Below are 21,554 nucleotides of genomic sequence, written 5' to 3' on the forward strand. Positions count from 1 at the left end.
ACTAACCGGAAATCATCGAAGGAGCATCATCATGCCGCAGGAATTTCAGCAGACGAACCGGACGCAGCAGGAGCAGCCGCAGGACGCGCAGGAGACGGGAGTCTCCGCGCAGGCCGCGGCGCAGTCGCAGGAAGGATTCGACGCGCTCGACGCGGTGCTCGACGACATCGAATCCACGTTGGAGACCAACGCCGAGGAGTACGTGAACAGCTTCGTGCAGAAGGGCGGCGAGTGATGCCGCAACTGCGCGACAGCGGCACGCGCGCCGCTCACGATGCGGGCGCGACGCCGGCCGCCGAACTCGACGGCTTCCAGCGCATCTTCGGCATCGAAACCGAATACGGCGTGTCCGTCACCGGCGCGGACCGGCCGGTGGACGCCGGTCAGGTCGCGATGACGATGTTCCAGCCGGTCGTCTCGCGCGCCCGCTCCACGAACACGTATCTTGACAACGGCGCCCGGCTCTACCTCGACGTCGGCTCCCATCCGGAGTATGCGACGGCCGAGGCGCGCGATCCGCTCGACGCGCTCGCGCAGGACGCGGCGGGGGAGCGGATCATGGCGTCGCTGGCCGCCGAGGCGCAGAAGCGCCTGCGGGAAAGCCACGGCGCCGGCGCCGCGATCCACGTGTTCAAAAACAACGTCGACTCCGCGGGCCACGCGTTCGGATGCCATGAGAACTATCTCGTGCGCCGGTTCGTGCCGTTGGAGACCATCGAACGCCAGCTGCTGCCGTTCCTCATCACCCGTCAGCTGTACACGGGCGCGGGCCGTTTCACGTCCGACGGATTCCAGATCACGCAGCGAGCCGACTTCCTCGACGAAGCCGTCTCGTCCGCGACGACGCGTTCGCGCCCGATGGTCAACACGCGTGACGAACCGCACGCCGACCCCGAATCGTTCCGTCGCCTGCACGTCATCATCGGCGACTCGAACCGTTCCCATTGGGCCACGTGGATGAAGCTCGCATCCACGCATCTCGTCCTGTGCGTCATCGAGGAGGCGGTGCGCCGCGGCGTGCCGAGCGGATTCGAGGATCTCGCGTTCGACGATCCCGCCGCCGCGAACCGCATGGTCAGCCGGTGGCTGGACGCGGATGCGGCGGAGCATGCCGAGTCGGGGGCGTCGCCGGTCGACGCGCTGGCGGTGCAGCACCGCTATCTCGACGCCGTCGAAGCGTTCGTGCGCGGGCGGCACGCGGCCGTCGCCGCGTCCCTGCCGCGCACGGACGTCGACGCGGTGCTCGACGCGTGGCGTTGGGCGTTGGACGCGCTCGGACGACGCGATGTCGCCGCGCTCGCCACGCGCGTCGACTGGGCGGCGAAATACCGCCTCGCCGAGGCGATGCGACGACGGAAGGGCGGCGATCTTCCCCTCGCGCAGCTGGAACGGATGGAACTCGACTACCATGACGTGGCCAACGGGCGGCTCTACGCCTCGCTCGTCGCGCACGGCCAGCTTGCGGAAGGGGTGTCAGGAGTCGTGCCGGCGGGCGACGGCGACGGTACGTGCGCTGATGGATGCGGCGACGTGCGCGACGGTTCGACGACGATGGACGCGCTGGTGCGGCGTGCGATGCACACGCCGCCGGCGGACACGCGCGCGGCCCTGCGCGGCGCGTTCGTGCGGCGCGCGCTCGACGCGGGCGCGCAGTTCTCCTGCGACTGGACCACGCTGGTCGTCTCCGCGCCGTTGCGCCGCGAGACCACGCTCCTCGATCCGTTCCATGCCGGGGAGACCGACGACTACCGTGCGCTGATGGCCGCGTTGCAGACGAACCGTTGAGACGGGCCGCAGGCGCGCGTGCGCCGCGGGATACGAGAGGGCCTCCGACCGTATTGTGTACGGTCGGAGGCCCTCGGCAATCTATGATGCTTCGCGCGTCATCATGCGCGCGGGAAGACTCACTTGTTGGTGACGGCCTTCTTCAGCAGGGAGCCGGCGGAGATGCGCACGCCGTAGGTGGCGGGGATCTCGATGGTCTCGCCGGTGCGCGGGTTGCGGCCCGTGCGGGCGGCGCGCTTGACGCGCTCGGCGGAGAACAGGCCGGTCAGCTTCAGGCCTTCGCCGGACTGCATGGCCTCGACGAACACGTCCTGGAAGGCGTTGACGGCGGCCTCGGCCTGCGCCTTGGTCAGGTTGGACTTCTGGGCGATCTTCGACACGAGATCAGACTTGTTGTATGCCATGAAAGCATCCTTCTTTGTCCGGGGACCGGCCGCTTGGCCGCCGGTCCGTGTATTTCATCAATGATGATAGCGCATGATGAGGCCAAATAGCGCATTTTCCAACGATTTCCCGTGTTATTGCATGCATTGGCCGCGAGTGTCTCCACATTTTCATTACATATGTAGTGTGTGTATGGGCATGTGGGGGATTCTGCGCAGAAGCGCGTGAATTCCGCGGTATTCCAAGGTTTGCGGCGCCGGCACGGTCACAGCGTCGGTCACAGCGCCGCTCCGGTCAGATCATGTCGCGCCTGTCCAACCAACGCATCGCCAACGCGCCCAGCGGGATGCGCAGCCAGTAGAACAGCGCGCGGTACAGCAGCGTGGCCGACAGCGCGACGCCGGCGGGAACGCCTGCCGCGCCGAACGAGAACGTGAGCGCCGCCTCGACGCCGCCCAGGCCGCCGGGCGTGGGCACTGCGGAACCGACCGCATTGGCCACGAGGAAGATGAACAGCGTCTCCAGCGGATTGGTCATGTGCCCGAACGCGAGCAGCGCCGCCCAGAACTCCAGGCCGGTGCACACGTTGAGCAGCAGCATGCCGGCCACGCTGAAGGCCAGTTCCCGGGGATTGGTGAGCACGTCGACCAGCTGGCGCGCATACGCCTTGGCCAACGGCAGCAGACGGTCGGTGACCAGATGACGCAACGGCGGAATCATCATGGCGACGGCCGCGGCCATGAGCACGATGCCGATGATGGTGATCAGCGTGTTCGTCGGGATCATGCCGCTCAGCGCGTCGCTGCCCGTGAACAGGCCGATGACGAGCAGCATGACGACGGTGCCGCCGTAGTAGACGGCCATCACGGCGCTCATGATGGCCGTGGCCGTGGTGTTGCGGTAGCCGGCCCTGCGCAGGAACTGCAGGTTGACGAAGGCGGGGCCCACGCCTGCCGGCATCGACACGACGGCGAAGCCCTGCGCCACCTGGGACATGAAGACGCCCAACGGCCTGCGCTTGTCGCGGTCGATGAATGCGCCGAGCTCGATGGAGGAGCCGACGATCGCCAGCACCTCGAACACCAGACATACGAGCGCCATCACCGGATTCGCGTTCCTCACCGCGGCGATCACCTCGTCCGGCTTGAGCTGGGTGAACACCACGGCGGCGGCGACCACGAGCAGCGCCACGCCCACGAACGAGCGGAAACTGAAACGCGACAACTTCACCGGCGCCATCGCCTCGGCCTCGTCCTGCGGCATCAGCGCGCGCAGACGTGCGCGCAGATCGTCCAGAAGATGCTTGTCCCAGCCCGCCATCGCGCGCGTGCGCATGGGAATGGCGACCTTCTGCACGAACGGCGCCAGGGACGTCATCACGTCCACGCCCCACACGTCGCAGCCGGTGGCGACGGCCCGTTCGGGCCCCACCGCCACGGCGAGCAGGACGAGCAGCTGCACATGGTCGAGGGCGACGTTCGGCGCGGTGCTCGCGTCGTCGCCGTTCTGCCATCCTGCGATGATCGGCGTGCCGGATTCGAGGCGTGCGATGGTGTCCGGGGTGATGCGCCGATGCGTGTAGCCGCGCCGGTTCGCCACCGACAGGAACCGCATGAGCGCGACCGTGTCGCGGTCTTCGAGCGTGTCGAGATTGCAGGAGACCATGATGTCGTCGCCCTGCAGCACGAGGATTGACGTCTCGCCGGTGTCGGCCACGCCGTAGACGCGCGGCGTGGGAAGACCCGCGTTCTTGAGTCCGAGGATCATCGCCATATGATGCTGCGTCGCCTCGCGGGGTGAGCGGTCGCGGCGCATGGGCACGCCGGTGAACCGGATCCATTGCCACAGTTGGCGCAGGTACCCGGCCGTGCGCACCTGGCTGTCCAGCGCGGAGACGACGAAATGCCGCCCCTGGTCGTCCTCGGCGTCGTACAGGCGCGATCCCTCGACCAGATCGTCGTCGAGCGTGGCGTTCAACGAACCGTGCGACGGTTCGACGTCGAGGCGACGGCTCAGCGAGGTGATCGTCAGGCCGATGCCCGCGAGCGCCTGCACGAGCTCGGCGCCCCACGCGCCCTGGTTCTTCGTGCCGATCGCATACCGCATGAGCATGCCGACGAGGCGCCCGGCGGCGAACGAGACGATCACGCCGGACACGGAGTTCACGGACAATGCGATGAGCAGTGCCGCCACGACGTAGAGGATGTTCCACCCCCATTTGACGGCGGAACGCGTGCGGCGCGGGCCGGCGACCGTGAGCAACGCCGCCGCGCCCGCATAGAAGTCGGGGAGCAGTCGCGCGCCGAACGTCGTGCTCGCCGAGCTCAACGCGGACACCATCGTGATGTCGTCGATGCCGGAGACGGCCAACGAGATGCCCCACGCCGCCGCCATGCCGCCGAACATGGCGACGACGGCCAGCGTGGCCTGCATCCACTCGCGTCCGATCAGCAGCTGCGCGATCGCCATCATGACGATGAGCACGATCGCGAGCTGCTGCAGCATCGTGGTCGGCAGGTCGACCATCCAGTTCAGCGCCTGTCCGGCGGTGTGCGCGTCCGATTCGACGCCGGTGACGAATCCGTTCAGATACGTCGCGGACAGCATCGTCACGACGGCGAGCAGCACCGCGGCGGCGGCATGGAGCAGGTCGCCGAAATCGTGGATGCGTTTCGGTGGCACGTCGTCGATGCGCGGCGACGACGTGCCGTTGGTTGTCTGCGGCAAGATCCGGCTCCTCGCGCGGCCTCAGCGGTCGAAGTCGACGAGCTTCGACGCCGCGCCCGTGTAGGTGGCGGGGGTGAGAGCCTTGAGGCGCGCGGCGGTTTCGGGGTCGAAGGATTGCTGGTCGATGAACGCCTCGACCTGCGCCTTGTCGATCGTGTGGCCGCGCATGAGCTCCTTGACCTTCTCGTACGGCTTGTCCATGCCGGGCAGACCCTTGAGCTCGCAGGCGCGCATGGCCGTCTGGATGGGCTCGCCGAGCACCTCCCAGTTGGTGTCGAGCTCATGCGCGATCACATGCTCGTTCGGGTGGATGGACTTGAGACCGCCCATCAGGTTGTACAGGGCGAGCTGCGAGTAGCCGAGCGCGGAGCCGATGTTGCGCTGCGTGGTCGAATCGGTCAGATCGCGCTGCCAGCGGGATTCCACCAGCGTGGCGGACAGCGTGTCCAGCAGCGAGCAGGACAGTTCGAAGTTGGCCTCCGCGTTCTCGAAGCGGATCGGGTTCACCTTGTGCGGCATCGTGGAGGAGCCGGTCGCCCCCTTGACGGGCACCTGCGCGAACACGCCGCGCGAGATGTACATCCACACGTCCACGCACAGGTTGTGCATGATGCGGTTCGCGTGGGAGATGGTCGAGTAGAGCTCGGCCTGCCAGTCGTGGGATTCGATCTGGGTGGTCAGCGGGTTCCAGGTCAGGCCCATGCGGTTGGCGACGAACTCGCGCGATACGGCGATCCAATCGACGTCGGGGCAGGCGGCCAGATGCGCGCCGAACGTGCCGGTCGCGCCGTTGATCTTGCCGAGGTACTCCTGGTTTTCGATGTGCTTCAGCTGGCGGTTCAGACGGTACACGTAGACGGCGAGCTCCTTGCCGAGCGTGGTCGGCGTGGCCGGCTGGCCGTGCGTGAGGGAGAGCAGCGGCATGTCGCGGAACTCGTCGGCCTTGGCGGCGAGATGGTCGATGATCTCCTTGAACGCCGGGGTCCACACGCTTTCGACGGCGTTCTTCACGCAGCGGGCGATCGACAGGTTGTTGATGTCCTCGGAGGTGCAGGCGAAGTGCACGAGCGTCTTGAGCGCGTCGTTGATGTGCGTCAGCTCGGCCGGAGCCTTGTCGATCTGGTCGTCGATGTAGTATTCCACGGCCTTCACGTCGTGGTGGGTGACGGCCTCGTGCGCGGCGTGCTGTTTGATGCCTTCGGCGCCGAAATCCTCGGGGATGGCGCGCAGGAACGCCTGCTCGGCCTCGGTGAACGGCTCGACGCCGTCGATGACGGGCTTGTTGCCGTTGCCGTCGAAGCCGTTGGCCAGGAGGATCATCCATTCGACCTCGACGCGCATGCGCTCGCGGTTCAGGGCCGGTTCGCTCAGGTATTCGACGAGCGGGGCGGTGGCGTTGTGGTAGCGGCCATCGAGCGGGGTCAATGCGATTGCGGGGGAAATATCGGTAAGCTTCATAACTCTTTAGGGTACTTCCAGCCGTGAACCGTGCCGTGTCCGTCATGCGCTTTGACGGCGGACGCCCGTCGGAGGGTATTCCGACGGGCGTCCGATGGGGTGGGCAAACGCGGGAGGTCAGATGCCGAACTCCTTCTCCGCCTGCGTCCTGACGGAGTCGCCGACCAATTCGGCCGTGTCCGACTTGGCCTGTTCGATGCGGCCGAAGAACGCGTCCGCCTCCTCGTAGGTCAGCGGGTGGCCCGCCTCCTTGGCGATGGCCATGACCTCGTCGATGGTCTGCGCCGCCGCGAGCTTCTCGTCCAGTTCCTGTTCGCTGATGCCGGTCATGATCGGCTCCTTTCCGTCACGGCGCGGCCCCCGCGTACGCCTCCATCGGCGTCGGCGGGCGGTCCGGCCGCTTCGGGAACCCCGCCTTCGGGATTCCTTGGCTGATTACAGTTCTAGTCGTTCGCGCCGCCGCCTGCCAGCGGTCCGCCGGCGTTTCTCACGGTTCTCGTGCTAAGCCCAAAGGGGAGGATTCGTTATGGATGACGATGAGCTGCGGTGGATATCCGGGACGTTGGAACGGTTGTCGCGTTCCGCGTTCCGCGCGAAGTTCGTTCTGACGGACAAGGACCGCGCCTATGCGCGCGCCAAGGGCAAGGAGACGATTGACCGGCACGCGCGTGAGATGCTTCGCGCCCGCGTCGGCGACGCCGTGCCGAAGAACGACGGCCGCCAGACCCCGTGGCGCGGGCACCCCGTGTTCACCGCCCAGCACGCCACCGCCACCTGCTGCCGCGGTTGCATCGAGAAATGGCATCATATTCCCAAAGGCCGCGCCCTGACCGACGTCGAGGTGAACCGTCTCGCCGACCTCGTCATGGCCTGGATCGAACGCGACCTTACGAACCATCCGGCGTGCTGATGTCCTCCGCGCGATTGTCGTGCGCTGAGGACCCGTTCCCGCACGAAAATCGTGCAGATATAGGGAATCCCTTGGAACCGCAACGATTCCAAGGGATTCCGTGGTGACCCCGGCCGGGCTCGAACCGGCGACCTACAGATTAGAAGTCAGTTGCTCTATCCAGCTGAGCTACGGGGCCAAACCTGACACAGTGTAATCGCAGGGGTGTAAAACCGCCACAAGCCGGCGGCATCCGCGCGCTGCCGCCGCCCATCAGGGGACACCCTTAGGGGGTGCGCGCCGATGTCTGCGGTTATAGACTGAGCTGGACACGTGCTGAACGTCGCATGAATCGCGGCACGTCCGCCACCGGCGGCGAACGGAGGGAGACGGCATGCCCATGGAACGGCCCATCATCGAAGTGCGTCATCTGCGCAAGGAGTATCCGGCGGCGGACGAGACCGTCGTCGCGCTCGACGGCATCGACCTGGCCATTCCGCGCGGCCAGATCTGCTGCGTCTACGGCGAATCCGGCTCCGGCAAATCCACCCTGCTCAACCAGCTCGCCGGCATGGAGAAACCCACGCGCGGCGGCGTGCGCATCGGCGGCACCGTCATCTCGCGTCTCGACGAGCGCGAACTCGCCGCGTTCCGCCAACGTCATCTCGGATTCGTGTTCCAGTCGTACAACCTGCTGCCCAACCTCACCGCCGTCGAGAACGTGGCGATGCCGCTCATGTTCCGCGGCGTGCCGAAGACGCAGCGCGAGAAGGCCGCGCGCGGCATGCTCAGACGCGTCGGCCTCGGCAAGCGGCTGAACCATTACCCGACGCAGATGTCCGGCGGCCAGCAGCAGCGCGTCGGCATCGCCCGCGCGTTCGTCGCCAGACCCCAGGTCGTGTTCGCCGACGAGCCGACCGGCAATCTCGATTCCAAAACCAAGATCGACGTGATGGAGATGATCGTCTCCTTCGCGCGTGCCCTCGACCAGACCATCGTGCTCGTCACGCATGACGACAACATGGCCGCGTATGCAGACCGCGTCGTCACCCTGCTCGACGGGCGCATCATCGACGACCGCCCCGTCGCGGCCGTCCCCGCATCGACCCAAGGAGCCTCGCGATGACCATTCCCGCTTCCCGCACCAGCAGCCGCGCCCGTACCTGTGCCCGCACGCGCACCAGCCCGGCGTCCGCGTTGTTCGCGGCGCTCGTCGCGCTGTTCTCCGCATTTGCGCTGGTTTGCGGTCTCGCCGCCGCGCCCGCCGCCCGCGCGGACGACGGCGCCTCCGCCGACACCGCGGGTGCCGCGGCCCCCACGCCGGTCGCCGGACCGGTACCGAACATCATCATCACGAACTTCACGTACGGCGACGGTTCGGTGCCGGTCGGCGGCGATTTCACGCTTGGTTTCACGTTCCAGAACATGGGGCGCGTCTCGGTGAGCAACATGGTCGTCACCGTGGACGGCGGCGAGAACTTCGCGATCGCCGGCGGCACGAACACGTTCTACTTCGACGTGCTGTACGCCGGCTATTCGCTCACGCAGAGCGTGCCGATGCAGGCGATGCAGACGGCCAAGAGCGGCGCGCAGCCGGTGCGGGTGAGCTTCAAATACGAGTATGTGGACAATGACGCGCGTTCGTCGAACACGTCGGACATCACCGTCTCCGTGCCCGTCTCCCAGCCGGACCGCTTCCAGCTCAACGATCCGGTCGTGCCTGAGGATGCGACCGTCGACACCGAGACGACGATCACGATGGACTACGTGAACAAAGGCAAGGGCGACATCGCGAACGTCGAGGCGTCGATCGAGGGCGACGGCATCGAGACCACGGTCAAGACGCAGTACGTCGGCAATGTCGCGTCCGGCGCGAACGGTTCGATCGGGTTCGCGTTCACGCCGACCACGCCGGGAGAGATCGCGGCGAAACTGCACGTCAACTATGAGGATTCCGACGGCAAGGCGCAGTCGAAGGAGTTTCCGGTGACCGTCAACGTGGCCGAGCCCGCGCCGATGCCCGATGACGCCGCCATGACGGTCGACGAGGCGCAGCCGTCCACGCCGTGGTGGGTGTGGGCGCTGGCCGCGCTCGGCGTGGTCAGCGTCATCGTCGTGGTCGTGGTGGTCGTGCGCCGCCGGCGGAAGAAGGCGAAGGCGAAGGCCGCCGCCGCGGACGATGAGGATTGGGACGATTGGGGCAAGGACGTCGCGGCGCAGGCCGACGTCGCGTCGGCGCCGGTTCCGGCCGACGCCGCGGCCACGCAGGTGATCGCGGACCTTCCGGCCGCGCCCGGAGCCGACGGCGAGAAGAAGGCGCACGCGCGCGGCGGGGAACGCTCATGAGGTTCGCGGACATCCTGCGCCTGTGCATGCAGAACCTGTCCAGACGCAAATCACGCACCGTACTCACCGTGTTGGGAGTGATCGTCGGCTGCTGCTCGATCGTCATCATGGTGTCGCTCGGCGCGGGCCTGACCGAGCAGAACAAGGCGATGCTCAAGCAGATGGGCGACCTGACCCTCATCAACGTGTATTCGCAGGGCAGCGCGGGCAACGCCATGATGGGCGGCGGCTCCGGTTCGGGGTCCGAGTCCGGCGAGGGGGCGAAGCTCGACGATGCGGCGGTCGACTCCATGAAGCAGATTCCCGGCGTCGTCGGCGCGAGCCCGCAGATGCCGTTGAACTATGCTGTGCGCATGAGCGTCGACAACGGCCGCTACTACACCGACTACGGCATCATCGAGGCGGTGGACATGACGCAGCTCAGCAACATGGGGTACGAGATCCTTCAGGGGGAGAAGCCGACGAAACCGGGCGAGGTGCTCGCCGGCCAGTACTTCGCCTACCAGTTCATGGACAAATACCGTCCCGAAGGCAGCAACTACCGTCAGCAGCCGTTCGACATGGGCGACGGTACGGTCATGCAGTGCGATGCCTCCGGCAATTGCGAAGCGGTGCCGGCCGATCAGGTCGAGGGCGCGTTCTTCGACCAGTTGGGGGCCGAGGTCACGGTGAGCATCGACACGGGCGACGGCACGGCGTCGGCATCCGGCGTATCCGGCGGCTCATCCGGCGCGTCCGTCGCCGGCGCGACGGGCTCGCCCGACACCGGCTCCTCCGGCACGCCCGCCGCGAACACGCTCGAACTCAAGGTGACCGGCACGCTCAAGGAGGATTACCCCAAGGGCTCGTCCACGTCCAGCGGACTGCTCATGGACCTGAACCAGCTCAAGGAGTTCATCGCGAAGGCCGATAGGAGCGCGAAGAAAACCACCACCTACGATACGGCGCTCGTCAAGGTCGCCGACATCTCCCAGGTCGCCGATGTCGAACAGCAAATCCGCGACATGGGCTTCGGCACGAACTCCAGCGAACAGACGCGCAAGAGCCTGGAGGAGCAGTCGCGCATCATCCAACTGGTGCTCGGCGGCATCGGCGCGGTCTCGTTGCTCGTCGCCGCGATCGGCATCACGAACACGATGGTCATGTCCGTCACCGAGCGCACGCGCGAGATCGGCATCATGAAGGCGCTCGGCTGCTACGTGCGCGACATCCGCATCATGTTCCTCGGCGAGGCGGGCTTCATCGGCCTGCTCGGCGGCGTGATCGGCTGTCTGATCAGCGCGCTCGTCTCGTTGGGCATCAACCTGCTCGCGTTGGGCGGCGTGAGCGGCACGAACATATGGCATGCGATCGTCGGCGGCGAGGACGTGAGCCGCGTCTCCGTGATCCCATGGTGGCTGTACCTGTTCGCGATAGCGTTCTCCACCGCGATCGGCGTCATCTCCGGCTTCCAGCCGGCGAACAAGGCGGTGAGGATTCCCGCGCTCGACGCGATCCGCAACGCGCAGTAGCGCCGGTACCTCTCCATCCGCGCGATTTTCGTGCGCTTGGACGCCTCGTTGCGCAACATAATCGCGCGGAACGATGGGGAGGTGATTTCGGCGGCTCCGGCATCGGGCTCGTCGCGCCTTGCACGCCGAGCGTCACTCGTCCGGCGTCACGCGTCACGCGTCGAGCGCCGCGCGGATGCGCCCCGCGACCGCGTCGACGGTCAGACCGTAGCGTTCGTCGAGTTCGGCGAGCGGCACACGGTCGGTGAACTCCTTGGCCGCGCCGAAGTTGAGGACGCGCATGCGGCGCGGCCCCGATTCCGCGGCCTCGACCCCGGCGCCATGGGCCTCGGCGCCGTCGGTCTTCGCATCTGCGGATCCGGCACCATCCGCGCCGCCGTTCGCATAGTAGGCGGTCACCTTTTCGCCCCAGCCGCCTTCCAGCTGGCCGTCCTCCAACGTGACGACGAGACGGTGGCCGGCACGCAGCGACTCCAACGTTCCCGTATCGAGCGCGGAGCACTGCCGCGGGTCGATGACGGTCGCGTCGATGGGGGAGCGGCCGTCGGTACGGCCGTCACCGCCGTCGGATCCGCCCGCATTGGCCAGCTCGTCCGCCACCTGCAGCGCCAGCGGGTACGTGTTGCCGAGCGCGAGAATCGCCACGTCACGACCTCGCCGTGCCACCCGATACGCCAGCATCCGCGCGACGACGTCCGACTGTCCGGCATCCGGGTCCTCGGCGTACGCCGATACGGCCGCCGCACCGGACTCGTCGGATTCCCCGCGCAGCACCTCCTGCGGCGTCAATGCGCGGCCCAACGCGCGCTCGCGGTCGAGGATCGCCTGACCGGGCACGCGGATCACCACCGGGCCGTCCGGCGCTCCCGCGGCGCCCGCCGGCAGCGTCGCCCACGCGAGATCGGCGAGATAGTCGCGCGTCGAGGTCGGTGCGAGCATCGGCACGCCGGGGATGTTCGCGAACATCGCCACGTCGTACGCGCCCGAATGCGTGTTGTCCGAACCGGACAGCCCGCCGAGGAAGTCGAGCACCGTCACGCGCGACCGGTTGAGGCTCATCTCCTGGAAGAACTGGTCGTACGCGCGCTGGAAGAACGAGGCGGTCGTCGCCACCACGGGCGTGCCGCCGGCCTTCGCGATGCCGGCGGCGAACGTGACCGCGTGAGCCTCGGTGATGCCGCAATCCACGTAGTGCGCGCCGGCGCGTTCGCGGAAATCATGCGTGATGCCGTTCGAGCCGGGCGTCGCCGGCGAGATGACCACGAGCCCGGGTTCGGTGGGGAAGCGGCGTTCCAGCGCGGCCATCGCGAGTTTGCCGTAATGCTTGCGCGGGTCGTCCGGACGCCCCAGCGCACGGTCCGGCGTCTGCCAGTGCGACGCCTCGCACTGGCCTTCGTGCGGTGCCGCGTCCGGCAGGTCGCATTCGTCCGAACGCCACGGTTCGGTGTGCGAGACGTTGCCGGTCGGCGCGATGCCGTCCGCGGCGCCGGCGGCGAACGTCGCGCGCGGCGCGCGTTCAGCCGCGACGGCCGCGTGCGCGTCGCGCGCGACGATGCTCGCGCCGTCCGCGCGGGTGCCGGGGGCGAAACCGGCGCCCTTCAACGTGTGGATGTGCACGACGATCGGATGGTCCGTCCCCTTGACCTCCTCGAACGCGGAGACGAGCGCGTCGACGTCGTTGCCGCGCGCCACGTACCGATAGTCGAGTCCGAACGCCTCGAACAGGTTCGGCTGCGCGGTGCCGCCGGACTCGCGCAGCCGCGCCAGCGGACCGTACATGCCGCCGAAATCGCCGGCAATGGACATCTCGTTGTCATTGACGATGATGATGAGGTTGCCGCCCTGTTCGGCCGCGTTGTTCAATCCCTCGAACGCGATGCCGGAACTGAGCGAACCGTCTCCGATCACCGCGACCACGTCGCCGATGCCGGCGCCGGTCGCGTCGCCCGCCGCACGCGCCATGTCGCGCGTCTTCGCCAGACCGCACGCCAGCGAAATCGACGTGCCGGTGTGGCCGAGCACGAACTGGTCGTGCTCGCTCTCCTGCGGGTTCGTGAATCCGGTCACCTCGTCGAAGCGCGACGGGTCGAGGTATGCGGCCGCACGGCCGGTGAGCATCTTGTGCACGTAGCTTTGGTGCGACACGTCGAACACGATGCGGTCGCGCGGCGAATCGAACACGCGGTGCAGGGCGACCGTCGCCTCCACCATGCCGAGATTCGAGCCGATGTGCCCGCCGTGCCCATGCCCGTAGGCGAGCAGCGCGGCGCGGATCTCACGGCACAGCGCATGCAGGTCGTCGTGGGAGAGGGCCTTGACGTCGGCCGGCCCCGTTATCCGTTCCAACACGCCGTTCGTCATATTCCCCGTTCCTCCTGATTTGATCCTTCTGCCGACGCAAGCCTAGACGTACCGGTGCCCGCGCTCGCCCCGGCCGTCCGGATGCTCCCAACATCTCCGTAAATGCCCCGTCGCCCGCGAGTGACGTGGAAGAATGGGAGACGAAGCGGCGCCGTGGCCGTCGCGCGCATCGGCGCGGCTGCCACGGCGCCGTGTCGAGGAGCACCATGGGTGCAGGGACACTATCGAAAGCACTATCGAAAGGAACGCCGATGAAGGCCGTATACGCTTCCGGAACCGACAACGCCGACCCGCTCTCCAAGCTCACGGTGGGCGACATGCCCGAACCCGGACCGAAACCGTTGTGGTCCACGGTGTCCGTCAGGGCCGTGACCGTCAACCACCATGACGTGTGGAGCCTCAGGGGAGTCGGACTGCGCGACGAGCAGACGCCGATGATCCTTGGTACCGACGCCGCCGGCGTGCTCGACGAGGACGTGCCGGGACGCGGCGGCCCGAAGGCCGGCGACGAGGTCGTGCTGTACACGTTCGTCGGCACCGACGGCGCGGGCGTCGCGCCCGGCGAACGCCGCACCATCCTGTCGGAGAAATACCCGGGCACGATGGCCGAACGCACGCAGGTGCCCGCCGCGAACGTGTTCGCCAAACCGGCGAACCTCGGTTTCGCCGAGGCCGCGGCGCTCGGCACCAGCTGGCTGACCGCCTACTCGCTCCTGTTCCGCGCCGCCGACGTGCGCCCCGGCGACACCGTGCTCGTGCAGGGCGCGGGCGGCGGCGTCTCCACCGCGGCGATTCAGCTCGCGCACGCCGCCGGACTCGAGGTGTTCGTCACCTCGCGTTCCGAGGCCAAGCGTGCGCGTGCGCTGGAACTCGGCGCGCACGCCGCGTTCGAGCCGGGCGCACGCCTGCCGCGCAAGGTCGACGCGGTCATCGAATCCGTGGGCGCCGCGACATGGTCCCATTCCGTCAGGTCCGTGCGCCCCGGCGGCGTCATCGCCGTATGCGGCGCGACCACCGGCGACCAGCCGGGCGCGGAACTCACGCGGATCTTCTTCCAGGACATCCGCGTGCAGGGCAACACGATGGGAACGCGCGAGGACTTCGCGCGATTGCTGCGCTTCGTCGAACACGCCGACCTGCACCCGGTGCTTGACTCGACGTTCACGGGGCTCGACGCCGCGCCCGACGCGTTCCGCCGCGTGATCGGCAGCGAGGTGTTCGGCAAGGTCGCCATCACCGTGTGACGCGCATGGCGATGGTGCGGCGGCAGGCCGGGGGAGCGGGTTCGCGGGGGTTCGCGGGGATGCGCCCCGGCCGGGCGGTTACGGCGTGCGGCGGGTGTACAGTGAGACCGTATTCTCAATAACGTGGAGGTAATGATAATGACGGACAGCAAGCCCCAAGTGGCGGTCGTCATGGGCTCATCCAGCGACTGGGAGACCATGAAGCGCGCCTGCGACATCCTCGACCAGTTCGGCGTGGCCTATCACAAGCAGGTCATCTCCGCCCACCGCACCCCGGAGCTCATGGCCGACTTCGCGCACAACGCGCGTGCCAACGGGCTCAAGGTCATCATCGCCGGCGCCGGCGGGGCCGCCCACCTGCCGGGCATGATCGCCGCGCAGACCACGCTGCCCGTCATCGGCGTGCCGGTGCGCTCGCACGCGCTGTCCGGCTGGGATTCGCTGCTGTCCATCGTGCAGATGCCCGGCGGCATCCCCGTCGCCACCACGGCCGTCGGCAACTCCGGCGCCACCAACGCCGGCCTGCTCGCCGTGCAGATGCTCTCCGCGTTCGACGAGGGCCTCGCCGCCAAGCTGCAGGACTACCGCGATTCGTTGAAGGAGAAGGTGGCCGAGTCCAATGCCCAGCTTGTTTGAGGAAACCCACGGCGCCACGCAGATGCTCCAGCCGGGCGCCACGATCGGCATCATCGGCGGTGGCCAGCTCGGCCGCATGATGGCGCTTTCGGCCAAATACATGGGCTTCCGCATCGGCGTGCTCGACCCGACGCCCGACTGCCCGACCGCGCAGGTCGCCGACTTCCAGGTCGTCGGCGAATACGACGACAAGACCGCCATCCACGATCTCGCCGAGAAATCCGACGTGCTCACCTATGAGTTCGAGAACGTCGACGCCGACTCCATCGACGAGGTGCGCCACCTGGTCGCAGCGCCGCAGGGCACCGACCTGCTGCGCGTCACCCAGGACCGCATCAACGAGAAGACGTTCATCAACAGGCACGGCATCGAGACCGCGCCCTGGCGCGAGGTCAACGACTTCGACGAGCTCGAGGCCGCCATCGACGACATCCACTACCCCTGCGTGCTCAAGACCCGTTCCGGCGGCTACGACGGCCACGGCCAGCACGTGCTCAGGAACGACATGGATCTGGAAAAGATTCGCGCGCGCGGCGATCGTGGCGGCGGCTTCCCGCCGTCTATCCTCGAAGGGTTCGTCGACTTCGCGTTCGAGGCGTCCATCCTCGTCTCCGGCAACGGCAAGGACTACGTGACGTTCCCGATCGTGCGCAACGACCACCGCAACAACATCCTGCACATGACGATCGCCCCCGCCGAGGTCGACGCCTCGATCGCGCGGACCGCGCACGAGATGGCGCTGGCGCTCGCGAAGGGCTTCGAACTCGCCGGCACGCTCGCCATCGAGCTGTTCGTCACCAAGGACGACCGCGTCATCGTCAACGAGCTCGCGCCGCGCCCGCACAACTCCGGCCACTACACTATCGAGGCGTGCTCCATCGACCAGTTCGACGCGCACATCCGCGGCATCGCCGGATGGCCGCTCATCCAGCCGAAGCTCCTGAGCCCGGCCGTCATGGTCAATGTGCTCGGCCAGCATGTCCTGCCCACGCGCGCGCAGATCGCCACCCACCCCGAGTGGAACGTGCACGACTACGGCAAGGCGCAGCTGCGCCACAACCGCAAGATGGGCCACATCACCGTGCTCGCCGACGACACCGCCGCGACCGTCGACTCGCTGGAGGCCACCGGCTGCTGGGACGACCTTCAGGCCTACGCTCGGCCGTTCGTGCGGCCTGTGCCCGCCGGCGGGCGGCGCGGCGACGGGGAGGCGTGACCTTTCCGGATGGCTGAACACATCGAACGTCAGACCAAGCAGAAGGACGCGATCCGCACCGCACTCGCCGGATGCGACGAGTTCATCTCCGCGCAGGACCTGCACCGCAGACTCGAGGATTCGGGATTGCGGATCGGATTGGCCACCGTGTACCGGCAGCTCAACGCGCTCGCCGACTCCGGCGCGGCCGACACGATCAGGCTCGACGGGCAGCAGCTGTTCCGCCTGTGCGGCGACGACGGGCACCACCATCATTTGGTGTGCAAGCGGTGCGGCCGCACCGTGGAGATCGAACCGCCGAACGAGGCATGGCTGCGCGGAGTGGCTGGCAAGCATGGATTCACGGTGGAATCGCACACGCTGGAGGTCTTCGGCCTGTGCCCCGAATGCCAGCAGGAGACCACGCGGCCGGATGGCATGGCGCGATCGGCGCACGTCGACCGGTAGGTCGTGACCGCGCGCTGGCTGAACGGTCCTCCCATACGAAGAGCCCGCCGCCGAATCAGATTCGGCGGCGGGCTCTTCGTATGGGAGGGGTTGCCTCTCTTATTGAACCGCAACCGCGATCATCGAATCCGAATCGCTCCAGTCCAACAATCGGGGGTGCGGTTCATTGCTTTGTGTTTTCGGGCACTGGGATGAGGTCGGCGGCGGTTTGTACGGAGAACGGCCCATTGCTCCGTGCAATCCGCCGTTAAGCCGTCGTCAGCGGCGGGAATTACGGAGCTGGCGGCTTGTCTCCGTATAATCCGCCGCTGGGGTGCGCTGCTGCTTCGTGTGGCTTCCGCTGGAGGGTTCTGTTGCTTCGTGTGGCTTCCGTTGGCAGCTTCTGCTGGCTGGCTCGGACGGGGGTGATGTACTCGGACGGGACTGATGGGAGTATGGCGGTGTGCGCGAGGGGGAGTACGCCGCGCTTCTCACGGCCTTTTTCGCCGCCAGGTGCTGACCTGTTTGTGCTATCTCGTTGACGAGGGGTTGATACGGGGTACTGCGGACGTCTATGTGGCTTGCGAGGGGTGCCTGGACCGGGGTTTCACGGGGATTCCAGGCCGTGAGGGCCGGTATTCCGCCGTGCATACCCGGGATGTCGAGGTTTGGATACCCCTCGTAGCGCAGATGGGTGTTCGCAACGCGCGCGATGTACCCCTTGCAACGAGGATGTGCTCTGGCAGGTTGGTGTCACACTGCGGGAAACACCGCTCAACCTGCCGAACAAGCATTGAAGCAATACAGTACGGAAGTGAAATCCCGGCATGAAACAAACACCTTGTATCTCGCGCCGCAAATTCGTTGATGAATTGACTGCCTCTCAGACCGCTTCGCGGGCCGGCTCCCCTGACAAGGGGAACTGGGAATGAGATAAACGAATTAACGACGCAGGGCACTGGGTACGGGAACGGCATATCCAGCAAACCGCATATCCCCACGGGATACATCCTGCGCGTTGAATCTCGCAAGTCGCATCCAGCATGCTGCGACACGCCACAGATTGCTAAAATGAGAACCATTATCAATAATTATGGAGGCGGCGAGCATCACCGCCTTGTATGGCCGAACGGGATATGACCCATCCCGCCCCGCGCCCCGCGGCTTGCCGTCGACGGGCGTGGCGGCCCTGTCACAGCTGCCTGAGGCAGATAGAAAGAAGGTGTCCATGAAGGGCATGAGCAGAATCACCGCAGTGGGATGCGCAGCGGCGTTGTCCATATCGGCGCTGGCGGGTGTGGCGGCTCCGGCATTCGCCTCCACCGATGCCGCCGGAGATCCGGCCATCACCGACACGTCCATCGAAATCAGCGGCACGCCCACCGGCGTCTCCGGCGAGCACCGTTTCAGGGCGTACCGTGTCGGTACGTACTCCAACGCCCGGGTGGAGGATGGCGTCCTGAAGGGCGTCGACGTCACCACCAACGAGAAATACGCCTCGGCGGCCTCGACGGCTCTGCACGAATCCGCAGGCGTCGTGGATTCCGACCCGCTGCGGTATGTGGCCACCGCATTCTCCGATCCCCAGGACAATGCGAAGCCATGGGACTCCAACCCCAAGCTGAGAGCGTTCGCCGACGCCCTCGCCAAAGACATCGTCTCCGGCGACACGGAGATCGAGCCCGACGAGGTCCTCGTCTGCAACGACCAGAACCGGTTCTTCGAGGTGGACGAAGGCATCTGGCTGCTCGTAGACGATCAGGGCATCGATTTCGGAGCGACCATCGGCTCGATTCCGATTCTCGTCTCCACCGACGCGTCCGGAGCGGCGTTCGACCTCGCGCATCCGCTCGGCAAGGTGAATCTGAAGAACCAGAACGTGCCCACGGTGGACCTCGCCTTGGCGGAGAAGACCGATAAGGGTGCGTTCCGCATCGTCGACCAGCCGGATTTCGCCATCGGACATGACTTCTACACGCAGGTCTCCACCACGATTCCCTCGTACACCGGGTATCCGCTGGGTGGGCGCATCTACTCGCTGGCGCTGGCGTTCGGCGAGGATGGCGGCGAGGACGGTTCCGGCATCGAATTCGACGGCAGCGAAGTGGTGGCGACCGTCACGTCCGTGGACGGTGCGACGGTGCAGAGGCTCGAGGCCGGCAAGGACTTCGACGTGACGCCCGGCGGCATCGCCACCATCGATTTCGGCAAGTACGTCAACGGACAGGGAGCGAACAAGGTGCTTGACGGAGGCTCCCTGACCGTGGATGCGAAGGTGCGGCTCACCGATGCCGCCGCCGTCTCCACGCCGCAGGACGTGGAAGGCAATCCGATAACCTCGTCCCTGTCATACTCCAGCACGCCCACCGATCTGACGCATACCGCGCAGGCGTGCGCCAACGCTGCATGCGCGTTCGGCAGTGAAGACAACTACGTCTACGCCTACACCTACGGGTTCGGCGTGACCAAAACCGACAAGGCCGATCCGTCCGAACTGCTGGGTGGCGCGGAATTCGTCGTCTCCGGCAGGGACGAGAAGTTCGTGACCGCCTCCGACGGCGATGCCAAGGGCACGGTCTCCGTCACGGGCGTGGACTCCGGCGTGCAGACCGTGCGGGAGACCAAGGCGCCTCAGGGGTATCCGGACTATGCGCTGCCTTCCTTCTCCTTCGAAGTGAAGCCGACGTTCGTCTCCGGCGCCACCTCCCGGCAGAAGAAGCTGCAGTCGGTCGAATACACCGATCCTCAGGACGATGTGCTCGGGCTGGTATCCCATGATCCGGGCGCCTCGGACTACCGTGTGGCGAACGTGAAGACCATCGCCCAGCTGCCGCTGACCGGTGGTGCGGGTATCACCGCGATTGTGGCGCTCGCCGTGGGATTGGGCGCGTTGGGAGTCGGCAACGTCGTCAAGGCGCGACTGCTCAAGACGGCGCGCCGTCGTTCGGCTGACCGGTTGTCCGCCTGATGGGTCTCGTTCGGTTCCGTGACGCCTCCGAGTGTGTCACGGAACCGAATGCGTTGTGAGGGATGTCGCCGGTTCGGGAGGAGTCATGCGAACGATGAGGGATGCCGCGACGGTATGGCGTGGCGAAGGGGGAGTGCATACCGTCGTCGACCGGGAGAGGCGGCGTGGGCGGCGGCTGTTGCTAAGCGGTATGGCGTACATGCTGGTGGCGCTGCTTCTGGTCGTCGGCGTGTTCGGGACGCGCATGGTGCGGCAGGTGGATCATGCGCATCGCGTTGCGGAGGTCGCGCAAGCCGCGCGGCGCGGAGGCGCACGTGAACGGGAGCGCATGCTGGATGCGGCCCGTCGGTACAACGACGTACTGGCGACGCGGGGGCAGCCGGTCCTGGGCGAATGGTCGACGGTTCCATCGGGTTCCGCCGGAACAGGGGATGATGGGGAACGCTCGCGATACGGCAGATTGCTGGATGTCTCCGCAGGGGTCATGGGGTCGATCCGCATCGGCGCCATTCATGTGGATCTGCCGATAGGGCATGGCACCGGCGAGCAGACGTTGGCGCGCGGCGCCGGCCATCTGTACGGCACGTCGCTGCCGGTGGGCGGGCCCTCCACGCATGCGGTCATCACGGCGCACAGCGGGTTGGTGCGGGATGTGATGTTCACCCATCTTGACGAGGTCGCGGTCGGCGACAGGTTCTCGATCGACGTGCTGGGCAGGAGCATGGACTACCGCGTCGATCGCATCAGTGTGATAGAGCCCGATGATGTGACGCAACTGCTGATTGTTCCCGGAGAGGACCGCGTCACGCTGATGACCTGCACCCCGTATGGGGTGAACACCCATAGGCTTCTCGTATCGGGTGTCCGCGTGCCTTCCGATTCACGTGGGGGAGGGGAAATCGCAACACGGCGCGAATCGGTGCCGACGATGGCGGGGATCGTGGTGTTTCTCGTCGTTTTGGGCGGCGGCTCGGGGCTTGTATGCAGTGCCGGTTCGTGCAGGGCGTCGATCCGTGCGCGGCATCGCGCGTGATCGCGGCGTATGCTTAGCGGGCGTCCCCCGTCATTTAAGAGGGGGATACCTCTCTTGAATGACGGGGGACGCCCGCTCGGAAGGGAAGGGGTGCACGGCCTGTGGTCCCGGCCCGCGCGATGAATTCACTCATCGCGCGGGCCGGGCGCATCGCGTTTCAGGCGGCGAGTTCGGCTTTGAGCGTCTTCAGATCGGCCAGAATCGCCTCGTGGCAGGCCTCGTTGGTGTCGAAAGCGAGGTGGCAGAACGCGCACTCGTGGCCTTCGCGGTTCTCGTGGCAGGTGTGGATGCAGGCCTTGCCCTCGCACTGCTCGTCGGTTCCGTGCATGCAGTCGTTGTCGTCGCAGCAGTCGCCGGTCAGGCAGCAGCCGCAGCAGCCGCAGGCCGCCACGCCGTGCTCGTGGGCGGAGATGTCGAACTTGGCGAGCGTGTCCTTGCAGACGGCGAAGGTGCCTTCCTCGGTGACGATTGCGTAGGCGTGCTGGTCGATGGTCTTGATGGTCATAAGATTACCTTTCAATGCGTTCGTTGTTTTCGCTTGAAAGGGTAAGCCGAGCGTGGTGCGCGTGA

18 protein-coding genes and 1 tRNA gene are annotated in these 21,554 nt (G+C 66.7%); 12 read left to right on the forward strand and 7 right to left on the reverse strand.

Annotated elements, in window-relative coordinates; genetic code table 11:
- Positions 1-31 precede the first annotated feature (31 nt).
- Together BFAL_RS02980 and BFAL_RS02985 are read left to right on the forward strand one after the other, a co-directional pair.
- Complete coding sequence (locus BFAL_RS02980; RefSeq protein ID WP_055426948.1) at positions 32-235, forward strand: ubiquitin-like protein Pup; 204 nt, start codon at positions 32-34, stop codon at positions 233-235.
- On the forward strand, positions 235-1,785 hold the full coding sequence (locus BFAL_RS02985; protein ID WP_055426989.1) for a proteasome accessory factor PafA2 family protein: 1,551 nt from the start codon (positions 235-237) through the stop codon (positions 1,783-1,785). Before BFAL_RS02980 ends, BFAL_RS02985 begins: the two co-directional genes overlap by 1 nt.
- A 119-nt stretch (positions 1,786-1,904) precedes the next feature.
- Here BFAL_RS02985 and BFAL_RS02990 read toward each other — a convergent pair whose 3' ends face one another.
- From BFAL_RS02990 to BFAL_RS03005, 4 genes are all read right to left on the reverse strand, one after another.
- On the reverse strand, positions 1,905-2,189 hold the full coding sequence (locus BFAL_RS02990) for an HU family DNA-binding protein (RefSeq protein ID WP_055426949.1): 285 nt from the start codon (positions 2,187-2,189) through the stop codon (positions 1,905-1,907).
- 274 nt (positions 2,190-2,463) lie between these two features.
- Positions 2,464-4,896: a lysylphosphatidylglycerol synthase transmembrane domain-containing protein gene (locus BFAL_RS02995; protein WP_236691637.1), complete on the reverse strand. Its 2,433-nt coding sequence runs from the start codon at positions 4,894-4,896 to the stop codon at positions 2,464-2,466.
- Positions 4,897-4,917: 21 nt separating this feature from the next.
- Entirely contained in the window at positions 4,918-6,354 is a 1,437-nt protein-coding gene (gene purB, locus BFAL_RS03000) for an adenylosuccinate lyase (RefSeq protein ID WP_055426951.1), read from the reverse strand.
- Between the two features lie 117 nt (positions 6,355-6,471).
- Positions 6,472-6,684 (reverse strand): Nif11-like leader peptide family natural product precursor, encoded by a 213-nt coding sequence (locus BFAL_RS03005; protein ID WP_055426952.1) that lies wholly within the window; start codon positions 6,682-6,684, stop codon positions 6,472-6,474.
- Positions 6,685-6,880: 196 nt separating this feature from the next.
- On the opposite strand from BFAL_RS03005, the gene BFAL_RS03010 reads away from it, so the two are divergent.
- The gene (locus tag BFAL_RS03010) at positions 6,881-7,264 is read left to right on the forward strand and encodes a DUF4186 domain-containing protein (RefSeq protein ID WP_055426953.1); all 384 of its coding nucleotides are present in this window, start codon (positions 6,881-6,883) and stop codon (positions 7,262-7,264) included.
- 101 nt (positions 7,265-7,365) lie between these two features.
- Here the strand turns inward: BFAL_RS03010 and BFAL_RS03015 are convergent.
- Positions 7,366-7,442: transfer RNA gene (locus BFAL_RS03015), tRNA-Arg, on the reverse strand.
- 201 nt (positions 7,443-7,643) lie between these two features.
- Between BFAL_RS03015 and BFAL_RS03020 the strand changes: the two genes are divergently transcribed.
- Genes BFAL_RS03020 through BFAL_RS03030 form a run of 3 tightly spaced genes read left to right on the forward strand, consistent with a single transcriptional unit; the run spans position 7,644 to position 11,100 of the window.
- The gene (locus BFAL_RS03020) at positions 7,644-8,369 is read left to right on the forward strand and encodes an ABC transporter ATP-binding protein (protein ID WP_055426990.1); all 726 of its coding nucleotides are present in this window, start codon (positions 7,644-7,646) and stop codon (positions 8,367-8,369) included.
- Positions 8,366-9,589 (forward strand): CARDB domain-containing protein, encoded by a 1,224-nt coding sequence (locus BFAL_RS03025; protein ID WP_055426954.1) that lies wholly within the window; start codon positions 8,366-8,368, stop codon positions 9,587-9,589. Before BFAL_RS03020 ends, BFAL_RS03025 begins: the two co-directional genes overlap by 4 nt.
- Positions 9,586-11,100, forward strand: coding sequence for an ABC transporter permease (locus tag BFAL_RS03030; RefSeq protein ID WP_055426955.1), 1,515 nt, complete (start codon positions 9,586-9,588; stop codon positions 11,098-11,100). Before BFAL_RS03025 ends, BFAL_RS03030 begins: the two co-directional genes overlap by 4 nt.
- 153 nt (positions 11,101-11,253) lie before the next feature.
- On the opposite strand, the gene BFAL_RS03035 is transcribed toward BFAL_RS03030, so the two are convergent.
- Positions 11,254-13,461: a 1-deoxy-D-xylulose-5-phosphate synthase gene (locus BFAL_RS03035; protein WP_055426956.1), complete on the reverse strand. Its 2,208-nt coding sequence runs from the start codon at positions 13,459-13,461 to the stop codon at positions 11,254-11,256.
- A 251-nt stretch (positions 13,462-13,712) separates the two neighbouring features.
- Here BFAL_RS03035 and BFAL_RS03040 point away from each other — a divergent pair, with 251 nt between their 5' ends.
- From BFAL_RS03040 to BFAL_RS03065, 6 genes are all read left to right on the forward strand, one after another.
- On the forward strand, positions 13,713-14,705 hold the full coding sequence (locus BFAL_RS03040) for a zinc-binding dehydrogenase (protein WP_055426957.1): 993 nt from the start codon (positions 13,713-13,715) through the stop codon (positions 14,703-14,705).
- A gap of 138 nt (positions 14,706-14,843) precedes the next feature.
- Positions 14,844-15,341, forward strand: a complete 498-nt coding sequence (gene purE, locus BFAL_RS03045; RefSeq protein WP_055426958.1) for a 5-(carboxyamino)imidazole ribonucleotide mutase — start codon at positions 14,844-14,846, stop codon at positions 15,339-15,341.
- On the forward strand, positions 15,325-16,557 hold the full coding sequence (gene purK / locus BFAL_RS03050; protein WP_152973506.1) for a 5-(carboxyamino)imidazole ribonucleotide synthase: 1,233 nt from the start codon (positions 15,325-15,327) through the stop codon (positions 16,555-16,557). Before purE ends, purK begins: the two co-directional genes overlap by 17 nt.
- Before the next feature lie 9 nt (positions 16,558-16,566).
- On the forward strand, positions 16,567-17,004 hold the full coding sequence (locus tag BFAL_RS03055; protein ID WP_055426959.1) for a Fur family transcriptional regulator: 438 nt from the start codon (positions 16,567-16,569) through the stop codon (positions 17,002-17,004).
- A 1,216-nt stretch (positions 17,005-18,220) separates the two neighbouring features.
- Positions 18,221-19,951, forward strand: coding sequence for a SpaA isopeptide-forming pilin-related protein (locus BFAL_RS03060; RefSeq protein WP_152973507.1), 1,731 nt, complete (start codon positions 18,221-18,223; stop codon positions 19,949-19,951).
- 199 nt (positions 19,952-20,150) lie between these two features.
- Positions 20,151-20,984 (forward strand): class C sortase, encoded by an 834-nt coding sequence (locus BFAL_RS03065; RefSeq protein ID WP_236691638.1) that lies wholly within the window; start codon positions 20,151-20,153, stop codon positions 20,982-20,984.
- A gap of 157 nt (positions 20,985-21,141) precedes the next feature.
- On the opposite strand, the gene BFAL_RS03070 is transcribed toward BFAL_RS03065, so the two are convergent.
- Positions 21,142-21,489 carry a hypothetical protein gene (locus tag BFAL_RS03070; protein ID WP_055426962.1) on the reverse strand — a complete coding sequence of 116 codons (348 nt, stop codon included), beginning with the start codon at positions 21,487-21,489 and terminating at the stop codon, positions 21,142-21,144.
- Positions 21,490-21,554: the final 65 nt, after the last annotated feature.

The organism is Bifidobacterium aesculapii, assembly GCF_001417815.1.
Taxonomy (GTDB): domain Bacteria; phylum Actinomycetota; class Actinomycetes; order Actinomycetales; family Bifidobacteriaceae; genus Bifidobacterium; species Bifidobacterium aesculapii.

Excerpts from the sequence above, each read along its gene's own strand:
- BFAL_RS02980 (WP_055426948.1), top strand. The coding sequence starts at position 32 with ATGCCGCAGGAATTTCAGCAGACGAACCGGACGCAGCAGGAGCAGCCG.
- BFAL_RS02985 (WP_055426989.1), top strand. The coding sequence starts at position 235 with ATGCCGCAACTGCGCGACAGCGGCACGCGCGCCGCTCACGATGCGGGC.
- BFAL_RS02990 (WP_055426949.1), bottom strand. The coding sequence starts at position 2,189 with ATGGCATACAACAAGTCTGATCTCGTGTCGAAGATCGCCCAGAAGTCC.
- purB (WP_055426951.1), bottom strand. The coding sequence starts at position 6,354 with ATGAAGCTTACCGATATTTCCCCCGCAATCGCATTGACCCCGCTCGAT.
- BFAL_RS03005 (WP_055426952.1), bottom strand. The coding sequence starts at position 6,684 with ATGACCGGCATCAGCGAACAGGAACTGGACGAGAAGCTCGCGGCGGCG.
- BFAL_RS03010 (WP_055426953.1), top strand. The coding sequence starts at position 6,881 with ATGGATGACGATGAGCTGCGGTGGATATCCGGGACGTTGGAACGGTTG.
- BFAL_RS03020 (WP_055426990.1), top strand. The coding sequence starts at position 7,644 with ATGGAACGGCCCATCATCGAAGTGCGTCATCTGCGCAAGGAGTATCCG.
- BFAL_RS03025 (WP_055426954.1), top strand. The coding sequence starts at position 8,366 with ATGACCATTCCCGCTTCCCGCACCAGCAGCCGCGCCCGTACCTGTGCC.
- BFAL_RS03030 (WP_055426955.1), top strand. The coding sequence starts at position 9,586 with ATGAGGTTCGCGGACATCCTGCGCCTGTGCATGCAGAACCTGTCCAGA.
- BFAL_RS03035 (WP_055426956.1), bottom strand. The coding sequence starts at position 13,461 with ATGACGAACGGCGTGTTGGAACGGATAACGGGGCCGGCCGACGTCAAG.
- BFAL_RS03040 (WP_055426957.1), top strand. The coding sequence starts at position 13,713 with ATGAAGGCCGTATACGCTTCCGGAACCGACAACGCCGACCCGCTCTCC.
- purE (WP_055426958.1), top strand. The coding sequence starts at position 14,844 with ATGACGGACAGCAAGCCCCAAGTGGCGGTCGTCATGGGCTCATCCAGC.
- purK (WP_152973506.1), top strand. The coding sequence starts at position 15,325 with ATGCCCAGCTTGTTTGAGGAAACCCACGGCGCCACGCAGATGCTCCAG.
- BFAL_RS03055 (WP_055426959.1), top strand. The coding sequence starts at position 16,567 with ATGGCTGAACACATCGAACGTCAGACCAAGCAGAAGGACGCGATCCGC.
- BFAL_RS03060 (WP_152973507.1), top strand. The coding sequence starts at position 18,221 with ATGAGCAGAATCACCGCAGTGGGATGCGCAGCGGCGTTGTCCATATCG.
- BFAL_RS03065 (WP_236691638.1), top strand. The coding sequence starts at position 20,151 with ATGCTGGTGGCGCTGCTTCTGGTCGTCGGCGTGTTCGGGACGCGCATG.
- BFAL_RS03070 (WP_055426962.1), bottom strand. The coding sequence starts at position 21,489 with ATGACCATCAAGACCATCGACCAGCACGCCTACGCAATCGTCACCGAG.